Origin of the sequence: Mesorhizobium montanum (assembly GCF_033977145.1) — a bacterium.
GTDB classification, from domain to species: Bacteria; Pseudomonadota; Alphaproteobacteria; order Rhizobiales; family Rhizobiaceae; genus Mesorhizobium; species Mesorhizobium montanum.
Genome location: NZ_JAVIJF010000024.1, coordinates 58892 through 71373, shown reverse-complemented (window position 1 = coordinate 71373; position 12482 = coordinate 58892). Strand labels below are relative to the sequence as shown.

At 63.5% G+C, this 12482-nt stretch carries 8 protein-coding genes; 5 read left to right on the top strand and 3 right to left on the bottom strand.

The annotated features are described in order from the left end of the window. Positions 1-111 precede the first annotated feature (111 nt). Positions 112-942 (bottom strand): UDP-2,3-diacylglucosamine diphosphatase, encoded by an 831-nt coding sequence (locus RFM68_RS27665; RefSeq protein ID WP_320236186.1) that lies wholly within the window; start codon positions 940-942, stop codon positions 112-114. Positions 943-1061: 119 nt separating this feature from the next. Here RFM68_RS27665 and RFM68_RS27660 point away from each other — a divergent pair, with 119 nt between their 5' ends. The 4 genes from RFM68_RS27660 (at position 1062) to RFM68_RS27645 (ending at position 6095) form a co-directional block, all read left to right on the top strand. Further along, positions 1062-1841 carry an SDR family oxidoreductase gene (locus tag RFM68_RS27660; protein WP_320236185.1) on the top strand — a complete coding sequence of 260 codons (780 nt, stop codon included), beginning with the start codon at positions 1062-1064 and terminating at the stop codon, positions 1839-1841. A gap of 163 nt (positions 1842-2004) precedes the next feature. Continuing rightward, positions 2005-4329: an NADP-dependent malic enzyme gene (locus RFM68_RS27655; RefSeq protein WP_320236184.1), complete on the top strand. Its 2325-nt coding sequence runs from the start codon at positions 2005-2007 to the stop codon at positions 4327-4329. 93 nt (positions 4330-4422) lie between these two features. Then, positions 4423-4821 carry an MAPEG family protein gene (locus RFM68_RS27650; protein ID WP_320236183.1) on the top strand — a complete coding sequence of 133 codons (399 nt, stop codon included), beginning with the start codon at positions 4423-4425 and terminating at the stop codon, positions 4819-4821. A 59-nt stretch (positions 4822-4880) separates the two neighbouring features. Further along, on the top strand, positions 4881-6095 hold the full coding sequence (locus tag RFM68_RS27645) for a DUF2865 domain-containing protein (protein WP_320236182.1): 1215 nt from the start codon (positions 4881-4883) through the stop codon (positions 6093-6095). On the opposite strand, the gene gltX is transcribed toward RFM68_RS27645, so the two are convergent. Beyond that, entirely contained in the window at positions 6013-7386 is a 1374-nt protein-coding gene (gene gltX, locus RFM68_RS27640; RefSeq protein ID WP_320236181.1) for a glutamate--tRNA ligase, read from the bottom strand. The genes RFM68_RS27645 and gltX overlap by 83 nt on opposite strands. A 710-nt stretch (positions 7387-8096) precedes the next feature. On the opposite strand from gltX, the gene RFM68_RS27635 reads away from it, so the two are divergent. Continuing rightward, entirely contained in the window at positions 8097-11873 is a 3777-nt protein-coding gene (locus tag RFM68_RS27635; protein WP_320236180.1) for a vitamin B12-dependent ribonucleotide reductase, read from the top strand. A 51-nt stretch (positions 11874-11924) separates the two neighbouring features. On the opposite strand, the gene RFM68_RS27630 is transcribed toward RFM68_RS27635, so the two are convergent. Then, positions 11925-12404 (bottom strand): hypothetical protein, encoded by a 480-nt coding sequence (locus RFM68_RS27630; RefSeq protein ID WP_320236179.1) that lies wholly within the window; start codon positions 12402-12404, stop codon positions 11925-11927. Between the last annotated feature and the right edge of the window lie 78 nt (positions 12405-12482).

Sequence of the window (12482 nt, the reverse complement as noted above, 5' to 3'; positions counted from 1 at the left end):
GACGAGACCAGTCCTGCCCGCGAGCGCCGAATCCACGGGAAGTTGGGGGCGCTTTACTTTAATGTCGCGCCTAAGCTCTTAATGCAGACTTAAGAGGGTACTTCCCCTGCATTATGCAGCCTGCGCCGCCCTGCCCTTGAGGTCGATGATGTCGACCGGCACCAGCACATCCTCGTCGGCCGAGGATTCGGTCAGCACATGCGCCCAGGTCAGGATTTCCATGCGGCCGTCGAAATGCTCGACTACCGCGGTGCAGCTTTCCACCCAGTCGCCCGTGTTGATGTACTGCACCTCGCCATAGTTTTCGATTGCGGCATGATGGATGTGGCCACAGATCACGCCGTCGACATGCGAACGCCGTGCTTCCTCGGAAAGCACGGTCTGGAACGATCCGATGAAGTTCACCGCCTTCTTCACCTTGACCTTGGCCCAGGACGAGAACGACCAGTAGGGCAGGCCGAGCAGGTGGCGCAGCCTCGTCACCACCCGGTTGATCAGCATCGCCGTGTCATAGGCATAGTCGCCGAGATAGGCGAGCCAACGCTGGTTGTGCACCACCGTGTCGAACTGGTCGCCATGGATGACCAGCAGGCGCCGGCCGTCGGCGGTTTCATGGATCGCTCTGTCGGCAACGACGATGCCGCCGAAATGCACGCCCTGGAACTGGCGGGCGAATTCGTCGTGATTGCCGGCGATATAGGTGATCGAGGCGCCCTTGCGCGCCTTGCGCAGCAGTTTCTGCACCACGTCGTTGTGGCTCTGCGGCCAATGCCAGCTGCGCCGCAGCCGCCAGCCGTCGACGATATCGCCGACCAGATAGATGATTTCGGCGTCGTGAAAACGCAGGAAATCGATCAGGAAGTCGGCCTTGGCCGCCTTCGAGCCGAGATGCACGTCGGAAATGAACAGGGCGCGGAAAGTGCGGGGCTCTGGGTCTGACATCACGATTTACCCTTTGCTTTCGCGTGCCTATGCCCCGATTCATGCAACAACCGTATGACGGTTGCGGTTGATCCAGCCCAGGCGCTAGCTTGTGCGCAACGCAATCAGGAGAAAATCACATGGATCTCGGCATTCGCGGCAAGAAGGCCATCGTCTGCGCTTCGAGCAAGGGACTGGGGCGCGGCTGCGCCATGGCGCTAGCGGAAGCCGGCGTCGACCTCGTCGTCAATGGTCGCAACGCCGAGCTCGTGGCCAAGACCGCCAAGGAGATCCGCGACCGGTTCGGGGTCAAGGTGACCGAAATCGTCGGCGACGTGTCGAAACCCGATGTGCAGAAGGCGATTCTCGCGGCCTGCCCCGATCCGGACATCCTGGTCAACAACAATGGCGGCCCGCCGCTGCGCGATTTTCGCGAGCTTGACCGCGCAAAGATCCTCGAGGGCGTGACGCAGAACATGGTGACGCCGATCGAGCTGATCCAGGCTGTGATCGACGGCATGGCCGAGCGCGGCTTCGGCCGCATCGTCAACATCACCTCGCTGTCGGTCTATGTGCCGATCCCCGGCCTCGACCTGTCGTCCGGCGCGCGTGCCGGTCTGACTTCCTTCCTCGCCGGCGTGGCGCGCACCGTGATCGACCGCAACGTCACCATCAACAGCCTGCTGCCCGGCAAGCTGGACACCGACCGGCTGCGCGGTCCGCACGAAGCCGGCACCTTGGAAGAGCCGGCCGCGGCCACCGCGCGCAAGGCTCGCATCAGTGCCGACGTGCCGGCGAAACGCCTAGGCACGCCGGAGGAATTCGGCCAGATCTGCGCCTTCCTCTGCTCGGTCCATGCCGGCTACCTCACGGGCCAGAACATCCCGGTCGACGGCGGTCTCTACGTCAGCGCGTTCTGACCGCCGCCAATCCAAAAGGCTTGAGGCTCACAGGCCAACAGGCTGGAATCGATTGATTATTTTCGCTCCGGCATTGTGAAGGCCGGAGCCCGCTATTTGCCGTCGCGAAAACTCTCCGACGCATGTTAAAAGGCTCCAAAGCAGTATCGCAGGGAGGGCCGCAATGGACGGCGAGAGCAAGAAAACGGCCCGGTCGGACCTCGACGAGGCCGCCCTCTTCTTCCACAAGCACCCGACACCGGGAAAGCTTGAGATCCAGGCGACGAAGCCGCTCGGCAACCAGCGCGACCTGGCGCTTGCCTATTCGCCGGGCGTGGCGGCGCCCTGCCTTGAGATCCGCGACAATCCGGCGACTGCCGCCGACTACACGGCGCGCGCCAACCTTGTCGGCGTCGTCTCCAACGGCTCCGCCGTGCTTGGGCTGGGCAATATCGGCCCGCTCGCCTCGAAACCGGTGATGGAAGGCAAGGCCGTCCTGTTCAAGAAGTTCGCTGGTATCGACGTCTTCGACATCGAGATCGACGCGCCCGGGATCGAGCGGATGGTCGAGACGGTCGCCGCGCTCGAGCCGACCTTCGGCGGCATCAACCTCGAGGACATCAAGGCGCCGGAATGTTTCGAGGTCGAGGAGCAGCTGAAGGCCCGCATGGGCATTCCGGTCTTCCATGACGACCAGCATGGCACGGCGATCATCGTCGCCGCAGCGGTGCTCAACGGGCTGGAACTCGCCGGCAAGGCGATTTCCGACATCAAGATCGTCACCTCCGGCGCAGGGGCCGCGGCACTTGCCTGCCTCAACCTTTTGGTCTCGCTCGGCGCCAGGGTCGAAAACATCTGCGTCACCGACCGTTTCGGCGTCGCCCACAAGGGCCGCGTCGAGGAGATGGATCGCTGGAAAGATCCTTATGTGAAAGATACGGAAGCACGCACGCTGGCCGACGTCATTCCTGGCGCCGACGTCTTCCTCGGCCTTTCCGCCGCCGGCGTGCTGAAGCCGGAACTCCTGCAGCACATGGCGCCGAAGCCGCTGATCCTGGCTTTGGCCAACCCCAATCCCGAGATCATGCCGGAAGTGGCAAGGGCCGCGCGCCCGGACGCCATGATTTGCACCGGGCGCTCGGATTTTCCCAATCAAGTCAATAACGTGCTCTGCTTTCCTTACATCTTCCGCGGCGCGCTCGATTGCGGCGCCAGCGCCATCAACGAGGAAATGAAGATGGCCGCCGTCCGGGCGATCGCCGCCCTTGCGCGCGAAGAACCCTCGGATGTCGCGGCGCGCGCCTATTCCGGCGAGACGCCGATGTTCGGTCCCGATTTCCTGATCCCCTCGCCCTTCGATCCGCGCCTCATCCTGCGCATCGCGCCGGCGGTGGCGAAGGCTGCCTGCGATTCCGGCGTCGCGACGCGGCCGATCGCCGACTTCACCGCCTATATCGACAAGCTGAACCGCTTTGTCTTCCGCTCCGGCCTAGTGATGAAGCCGGTGTTCTCTTCCGCCAAGACTTCGAGCGCCAAGCGCGTCATCTATGCCGACGGCGAGGACGAGCGCGTGCTGCGCGCGGCGCAAGTGGTGCTCGAGGAAGGCATCGCCGAACCGACCCTGATCGGCCGCCCGCATGTGGTGGAGGTCAGGCTGAAGCGTTACGGTCTGCGCATCCGACCCGGCGTCGATTTCGCGCTGATCAATCCGGAAGACGATCCGCGCTACCGCCACTATGTCGACCTGTTGATCGAACTTGCCGGCCGGCGCGGCATCACGACGGAAGCCGCCCGCACCATGGTGCGCACCGACAATACGGTGATCGCGGCGCTTGCGCTGAAGCGCGGCGACGCGGACGCCATGGTCTGCGGCCTCGAAGGCCGCTTCGAGCGACATCTGCGCAACGTCACGCTGATCATCGGCCCCCGTGCCGGCATCCAGGACCGGGATCTGTCGACGCTGTCGATGCTGATCTCGCAGCGCGGCATCATCTTCCTCACCGACACCCACGTCTCGGTCGACCCGACGGCGGAGGAGATCGCCGAAATGACCGTGCTGGCGGCGGAGGAAATCCAGCGCTTCGGCATCGAGCCGAAGGCAGCGCTTCTGTCGCATTCGGATTTCGGCTCGCGCGATTCTCCGAGCGCGCTGAAGATGCGCCGTGCGGCGGAAATCCTCGGCCGCATCGCGCCTCAATTGCAGTGCGACGGCGAGATGCATGCCGATACCGCGCTGTCGGAGCATCTGCGCCAGCGCGTCTATCCGCATTCGCGGCTGAAGGGCGAGGCCAATCTGCTGGTCTTCCCGAACCTCGATTCGGCCAACATCACGCTGACGGCGCTACGCGCCATGATGGATGCGCTGCATGTCGGGCCGATCCTGCTCGGCACCGACAAGCCCGCGCATATATTAACGCCGTCGGTGACCTCGCGCGGCGTCGTCAACATGACCGCGCTTGCCGTCGTCGAGGCGGCGCACAAGGCTCAGGCGCTGGTCGATCTGGGCTGAGGACGACTCTGGCTGAAAACACCGATGGTGCTTCATTGTAAGTTTGGTGGCGGCCATCGTTCCGAAGCGAATGGGCAGGTGCGAGGGGGGTGAATGAGCTTCGAACTGGCCATGCTCGCCGCAAGTTGCGTGCTTTGTTTCATTCACATAGTTCTCGCCTCACATTCGGCGAGCTTCCAGCGAGGTTACCGCTGGACGGCCAGCGCGCGAGACGCCGAAGTCCCTCCGCTCACAGGGATGGCGGGGCGCCTGGAAAGGGCATTGCGAAATTTCGCCGAGACATTTCCGGTGTTCGTGGCGGCGGTTTTTCTTGTCCACGCGGCTGGCCACGAGACCGCGCTCAGCAAATGGGGAGCCGGCCTCTATTTTTCGGCCAGGCTGCTCTATCTCCCGCTCTATGCGTTCGGCGTTCCCCTGCTTCGCTCGCTCGTTTGGAACGTCGCGTTTGTTGGAATCGTCATGCTTTTGCTGGCATCGGTGTGGCTTTACTAGGGAACAGTTAACCACGAACACGTAGCCTTCCGGCCACGGGCAATCGGGATTCCAGGCGGATGAAAGGGTTGAAGCTGACGCATCTCGCGGCGCTGCTTGCAGCGCTGGCGACGTCGGCTGGCGTCGTGACCGAATCCCACGCAGCTTCCCGCATCTGCCGGCAACTCGAAGCTGAACTCGCGGCAACGCGCGGTGGAGGTGGAGGCCCAGGCCTCGTCGGCAAATATGACGACGCCATCGCTCGCCAGCGCGAGCAGCTTGCCAAGGCCCGCGGCCGGGCGAGCGATGCCAGCTGTGGCTTCACGCTGTTTTCGCGCAATGTCAGCCAATGCGCGGCGATCGATGCGTCGATCCAGCGCATGAACGCCAATCTCGACACGCTGCAGGCCAAGCGCGAGCGGCTGGCCGCCGGCGGCACACGGCGCGACCGCGGCCGCATCCTGGCGGCGCTCGATGCCAATGGCTGCCGCGACGATGAGATCGCGCCGCGCCGCGCCCCGCTTCAGGAGGCCGTTCGCGACGGTGGCGGCGGCAATCTTTTCGAGCAGCTTTTCGGCCGCCAGGATCAGCAACTGGAAACGCCCGATGCGCCGGACGCGGCCGACATACCCTCCGATGATCCCAGCGTGCGCAACTTCCGCCGCGTTATCAACCAGCCTGACGGCATGGACCTGCCCCGGTTGGGCGGCGAGTTCCACACGATGTGCGTGCGCACCTGCGACGGCTATTTCTTCCCGATGTCCAACGCCGCCTCTGCCGGCGACTTCGAGCGCGACCAGAAGAATTGCGAATCGAGCTGCCCGGGCACTGAGATGCAGGTCTTCTATTCGCGTGGAGTGGACGACGACTCCGGGTTGATGACCTCCTCGGCCAACGGCCGTCCCTACAGCGAACTGCCGACCGCCTATCTCTACAAGCAGGCCAATTATTCGCGGCCGCCGACCTGCGGCTGCAACGCGCAGGCTGGCAACTTCACGATCATTGGCGGCAACCCGCCCAATCCCGAACAGTCGCAGCCGGAGAGCGAGGCAACGCCTTTCGTTCCGGTGCCGGCGACCAAACTCGATCCGGGCGCCGATCCCGAAACGCTCGCCAACATTGAAGGCGGGCTCGACCAGGACGCTATCAAGCGGCTGACCACCAAGGCACCGGTGTCGCCGGTCTCGGCGTTGCCGCCGGATCAGCGCAAGGTCAGGGTCGTCGGGCCAGCGTTCCTTCCCGACCCATCAGCGGCAATAGATCTGAAAGCTCCGGCCCCGAAGTCCGCCCAGTAAGGGCCAGTCTCAGCGGCATGAACAGCGGCTTGCCCTTGCGACCCGTGGCTTCCTTGATCTTGCCCGTCCAGTCCTTCCAGACCGTGCCGTTCCAAGGTTCCTCCGGGAGAACATCGAACGCCTGATTGAGAAAGTCGCGGTCCTCGCCGGAAAATTCCGCCGGCTCCTGCGGTCCGTCGCTCAGGATTTGCCACCAGGCGAGCGCGTCCGACAGGCGGTCGAGATTGCCGCGCACCGCCATCCACAACGGCTCGGCCTTGTCGCCGGAAATGCCGAGCACCATCAGCCGGTCGCGCGCTTCCTCGAACGACATATGATGCATCAGCGTGCGGTTGAGCACGAACAGCTCGTCCGGATCGAACTTGGAGGCGGACTTGGAGGTCGCCGCCGGGTCGAAATGGCCGGCAAGCTCATTGAGGTCATGCGCGGCCGTGACATTTTCGGACGTGCCGACAAGCACGGCCAGCGAGGCGACCGCCATCGGCTCGATGCCGTCCTCGCGCAGGCTTTCGATCGACAGCGCGCCGCTGCGCTTTGACAGCCCCTCGCCCGACACGGTGGTGAGCAGATTGTGGTGGCCGAACACCGGCGGCTCGGCGTCCAGCGCCCTGAAGATAGCGATCTGAACGCCGGTGTTGGTGACATGGTCGTCGCCGCGAATGACATGGCTGACGCCCATCTCGATGTCGTCGACCACCGAAGGCAGCGTATAGAGATAGGTGCCGTCCTCGCGCACAAGCACGGGATCCGACAGCGAAGCGAGATCGACAGTCTCCTCGCCGCGCACCAGGTCGTTCCAATGCACTTCGGTACGCTCCGGCTGCAGCGGATCGCTGGTGAAATTGGGCAGCAGGAAGCGCCAGTGCGGCCTGCGGCCGTCCGCCTGGTACTCGGCCACCTGCTCCGGCGTCAGCGTCAGCGCCTCGCGGCCATAGACCGGCGGCAGGCCGCGCGTGCGGCGCACCTTGCGGCGCAGATCGAGCTCTTCGGGCGTTTCATAGCAGGCATAGAGCACCCGCGCCGCCTTCAGCCGCTCGACCGCCGCGTCGTAGATATCGAAGCGGCGCGACTGGTACTCGGTGACGTCCGGGAAGATGCCCAGCCAATGCAGGTCGTAGAGGATGGAATCGGCGTATTCCTGCTTCGAACGGGCAATGTCGGTGTCGTCGAAGCGCTGGATGAAACGGCCCTTGTTGTTCATGGCGAACAGCCAGTTGAACAGCGCGGTGCGCGCATTGCCGATATGGATGCGGCCGGTTGGCGATGGGGCAAAACGTACGGTAACTGTCATGAGCGGGGCGTAACGGATGCTTTTGATGTTGACAAGGCGCGCCCCCGCGCGAACGCAACAGATAGTGCAAGCCAGCTAAAATGAAAAGCCGCCGGCCGGCCACGCTTGGCGGCAGGCTGATAAACCGCGTCAAGTGCCTGCAGGGCAGGGCTTTGCGTGTCCCCGTTATCCACATATGTGACACACAAGATGTTGAGGTCACAAAAGCTACAAAAACGAATCCTTGACGGGTCGGACCGAGTCGCTTTTTATAGGCCATGCGCTCCTGTTGCGGGCGCGACCGGAGAGTTTTGAGGCCGGTCTTTTTCCCCGGATTTTGTGCGTTTTGCCCGGATTTCCGCCTGTTCACGAGGCTGGCGGAAGCGTTGGGATCGTTAGGGCTTGGGTGGGCGAAAGGGAGAATTGTCGGCCTGGAAAAAATGATCTGTTAACACTATATTTAGTGTTTGCAGGCAGGCTCAACGCTAGATAGTGTGAACCTCCTCTACGGAGGGAATCGACAAAAGTTTCAGTTTCGAGGGACCCGCGGGTCGGCCTGCAACCTGGGTAAGCGCCTGGCAAGGCGTTTGCCTGTCTGCATGGCTGCGCCCGCGACGAGGAGAGTGTCGGCGTCGCCTGCGATGCCGGCAAACGGCGGACTGCGCTTTTCGCTATGCGGGGCAGAAATCCCCGGGGAAAAGCGCTATATATAGACAAAAGGGACCGGACCAATGCGCATCGAGCGTCGCTTCACCAAGCCAGACCAGTCTGCCTATGCGGAGATCGAATTCCGCAAGGCCCTGTCGGAGATCAAGAATCCCGACGGTTCGGTGGTGTTCCGCTTGGACAACATCGATGTGCCGGCGCAGTTCAGCCAGGTCGCGGCCGACATCCTGGCGCAGAAGTATTTCCGCAAGGCCGGCGTGCCGGCGCGCCTGAAGAAGGTCGAGGAGAACGACGTCCCCTCCTTCCTGTGGCGCTCCGTCGCCGACGAGGCCGAGCTCGCCAAGCTGCCCGAGGCCGAGCGCTATGGTTCCGAAACCGACGCCCGCCAGGTCTTTGACCGTCTTGCCGGCACCTGGACCTATTGGGGATACAAGGGCGGCTACTTCAAGTCCGAGGACGACGCGCGCGCCTTCCGCGACGAGCTCGCCTATATGTTGGCTACCCAGCGCGTCGCGCCGAATTCGCCGCAATGGTTCAACACCGGCCTGCACTGGGCCTATGGCATCGACGGTCCGAGCCAGGGCCACTTCTATGTCGACCCTTTCACCGGCAAGCTGACCAAGTCGAAGTCCTCCTACGAGCACCCGCAGCCGCATGCCTGCTTCATCCAGGGCGTGCAGGACGACCTCGTCAACGAGGGCGGCATCATGGACCTGTGGGTGCGTGAGGCGCGCCTGTTCAAATACGGCTCCGGCACCGGCTCGAACTTCTCGATGCTGCGCGGCGAAGGCGAGAAGCTGTCCGGCGGCGGCCGCTCGTCCGGCCTGATGAGCTTCCTCAAGATCGGCGACCGCGCGGCGGGCGCCATCAAGTCGGGCGGCACGACGCGACGCGCGGCAAAAATGGTCATCGTCGACGCCGACCACCCCGATATCGAGGATTTCATCGACTGGAAGGTCAATGAAGAGCAGAAGGTCGCCTCGCTGGTGACCGGCTCGAAGATCGTCAAGAAGCATCTTGAAGCGATCATGAAGGCCTGCGTCAATTGCGAAGGCCATGACGACGACTGCTTCGACCCGGCGCTGAACACCGCGCTGAAGCGCGAGATCAAGGCGGCCAAGAAGGACGCCGTGCCGGAGAACTACATCTACCGCGTCATCCAGTTCGCCCGCCAGGGCTACACCTCGATGTCGTTCAAGACCTACGATACCGACTGGGATTCGGACGCCTACCTCACCGTCTCCGGCCAGAACTCCAACAATTCGGTGTCGCTGAAGGACAATTTCCTGCGCGCCGTGGAAGCCGATGGCGACTGGCAGCTCACCGCCCGCAAGGACGGCAAGGTGCTGAAGACGCTGAAGGCGCGCGACCTGTGGGAAAAGATCGGCTACGCCGCCTGGGCGTCGGCGGATCCCGGCCTCCATTTCAACACGACGATGAACGACTGGCACACCTGCGCTTCCGCCGGTGCGATCCGGGCCTCCAACCCGTGCTCGGAATACATGTTCCTCGACGATACGGCCTGCAACCTCGCCTCGATCAACCTTTTGCCTTACCGCAACGAAGACGGCACGATCGACATCGCGGCTTACGAGCACACCGTTCGGCTGTGGACCGTCGTGCTCGAAGTCTCGGTGATGATGGCGCAGTTCCCGTCCAAGGAGATCGCCAAGCTCTCCTACGACTACCGCACGCTCGGCCTCGGCTACGCCAATATCGGCGGCCTGCTGATGACCTCGGGCATTCCCTATGACTCCGACGAAGGCCGCGCCATCTGCGCCGCGCTCACCGCTATCATGACCGGCGTCGCCTACTCGACCTCGGCCGAGATGGCCTCCGAGCTCGGCGCCTTCCCGGATTACGACCGCAACGCCCAGAACATGCTGCGCGTCATGCGCAACCACCGCCGCGCCGCCTATGGCGACAAGGACGGTTACGAAAAACTCGCCGTCAATCCGGTGCCTCTCGTCGCGTCAGACCTGAAGCAGCAGGATTTGGCCACCCATGCCAAAGCCGCCTGGGACCGCGCCATCGAGCTTGGCGAAGAGCATGGCTATCGCAACGCGCAGGCGACCGTCATCGCGCCGACCGGCACGATCGGCCTGGTCATGGATTGCGACACCACCGGCATCGAGCCCGACTTCGCGCTGGTGAAGTTCAAGAAGCTCGCCGGCGGCGGCTACTTCAAGATCATCAACCGCGCCGTGCCGGAAGCGCTCAGGACGCTTGGTTACTCCGAAAGCCAGATCGCCGAGATCGAGGCTTACGCTGTCGGCCACGGCAACCTCAACCAGGCGCCCGGCATCAATCCCGGTTCGCTCAAGGCCAAGGGCTTCTCCGACGAGAAGATCGCGGCGCTGAACGCGGCGCTGAAGTCGGCCTTCGACATCAAGTTCGTGTTCAACCAGTGGACGCTGGGCGCCGACTGGGTGAAGGAGACGCTCGGCTTCACCGACGAGCAGCTCGGCGACCTATCCTTCGAGATGCTGCCGGCTCTTGGCTTCTCCAAGAAGGACATCGACGCCGCCAACATCCATGTCTGCGGTGCCATGACGCTGGAAGGCGCGCCGTTCCTGAAGGCCGAGCATCTTGCGGTGTTCGACTGCGCCAGCCCCTGCGGCAAGATCGGCAAGCGCTCGCTGTCGATCAACAGCCACATCCTGATGATGGCCGCGGCCCAACCCTTCATCTCGGGCGCCATCTCCAAGACCATCAACATGCCCAACGACGCGACGGTCGAGGATGCCAAGGGCGCCTACATGCTGTCGTGGAAGCTGGCGCTGAAGGCCAACGCGCTCTATCGCGACGGCTCGAAGCTCTCGCAGCCGCTCAATGCCTCGTTGCTCGCCGACGGCGAGGACGACGAGGACGAGGCGGTCGAGCAGTTCATCGCGGCGCCCGCCGCCCAGCGCGCCGTGCAGGTGACCGAAAAGATCGTCGAGCGCGTCATCGAGCGTCTCTACCGCGACCGCGAGAAACTGCCGAACCGCCGCAAGGGCTACACCCAGAAGGCCGTCGTCGGCGGCCACAAGGTCTACCTGCGCACCGGCGAGTTCGACGACGGCCGCCTGGGCGAGATCTTCATCGACATGCATAAGGAAGGTGCCGCCTTCCGCGCGATGATGAACAACTTCGCCATCGCAATCTCGCTCGGCCTGCAATATGGCGTGCCGCTCGACGAATATGTCGAGGCCTTCACCTTCACCAAGTTCGAGCCGGCCGGCATGGTGCAGGGCAACGACGCGATCAAGAACGCCACGTCGATCCTCGACTACGTGTTCCGCGAGCTCGCCGTCTCCTATCTCGGCCGCCACGACCTCGCCCATGTCGACCAGTCGGATTTCGACAAGACCGCGCTTGGCCGCGGCATCACCGAAGGCAAGGCGACGCCTTTCTCCAAGGGCCTCTATCGCGGCGCCTCGCCGGTGAAGCTGGTGTCGGGCATCGGCAGCGAGCCCAAGGGTTTTGGCGGCTCAACCCCGACCACGGCCCCTGCCCGCGCCGCGCCCACCGCCTTCGCCGGTTCCAACGTGCTGGCGCTGAAGCCGGCAAGCGACGAGGCGCTAGCCTACAAGCGCGACTATGAAGAGCGCGCCAGGGAGCTGGCCGAAGATATGGTCGAACAGGAAGCCGAAGCCGCCGGCGGCGCCGAGGCTTTATTCACCGACGCCGCCGCCAACGAAGCGGCCGAGGCAAAGAAGCTCGCCGCAACTAGGCGCCAGCAGTCTCTGCTGCAGGGCTACACCGGCAACGAATGCTCGGAATGCCACAACTTCACCATGGTGCGGAACGGCACCTGCGAGAAGTGCGACACGTGTGGCTCGACGAGCGGGTGCAGTTGAGACCCGGTGCCGCCGCTAGATGCGCCCTGAATCTTTGTCCCTACGCGAGTTTCAGGGTGTTTTCGGAAGCCAACGTGTGTCCCTGCCCTGACGCGTCACTGAACCTCGCTCAACGTCAAGGTAGATTGCTCGTTCGACACATGAAGGCTGCTCACCCCCGGCAGTAAGCCGGAAATCCGCAACCTGCTGGGCGCTTCGGCGGGTTTCCATGGTGACCTTAAACTGCCCGTTCGAGTCTTTGATGATCTTCTTGTAGTAGTTCGCCGCCTGCCTGTGCGGCGGCTGCTTGTCGCTGTCCTCGGGCGTGCCCTTGGCGGGGATCGGCCAACTCGGCGAGACGACGATCTCCTGTTCCCGCGCCAGTTCTTCGAATAGCCACTTCACGTCCTCTACGGGTTCGGTGATGTCATCGCCCTTCTCAGGCGACAGGGATTTGTACGAGCAGTGGTGGAAGAGCTTCAGCACGTCCCATTGCAGGCGATGCTCGTTGTCATAGTCTCGTTGTCCGGACGATCTGAGACAGGGATTCATGGTCGATGTCCGCGCCAAGGAGGGCGTAGCTCTCGTTCGCTCCCTCACGTGCCGTCATCTGCACGACGATGGAGCACT

Excerpts from the sequence above, each read along its gene's own strand:
- RFM68_RS27645 (WP_320236182.1), top strand. The coding sequence starts at position 4,881 with ATGAAAGGGTTGAAGCTGACGCATCTCGCGGCGCTGCTTGCAGCGCTG.
- RFM68_RS27665 (WP_320236186.1), bottom strand. The coding sequence starts at position 942 with ATGTCAGACCCAGAGCCCCGCACTTTCCGCGCCCTGTTCATTTCCGAC.
- RFM68_RS27635 (WP_320236180.1), top strand. The coding sequence starts at position 8,097 with ATGCGCATCGAGCGTCGCTTCACCAAGCCAGACCAGTCTGCCTATGCG.
- RFM68_RS27650 (WP_320236183.1), top strand. The coding sequence starts at position 4,423 with ATGAGCTTCGAACTGGCCATGCTCGCCGCAAGTTGCGTGCTTTGTTTC.
- RFM68_RS27630 (WP_320236179.1), bottom strand. The coding sequence starts at position 12,404 with ATGAATCCCTGTCTCAGATCGTCCGGACAACGAGACTATGACAACGAG.
- gltX (WP_320236181.1), bottom strand. The coding sequence starts at position 7,386 with ATGACAGTTACCGTACGTTTTGCCCCATCGCCAACCGGCCGCATCCAT.
- RFM68_RS27655 (WP_320236184.1), top strand. The coding sequence starts at position 2,005 with ATGGACGGCGAGAGCAAGAAAACGGCCCGGTCGGACCTCGACGAGGCC.
- RFM68_RS27660 (WP_320236185.1), top strand. The coding sequence starts at position 1,062 with ATGGATCTCGGCATTCGCGGCAAGAAGGCCATCGTCTGCGCTTCGAGC.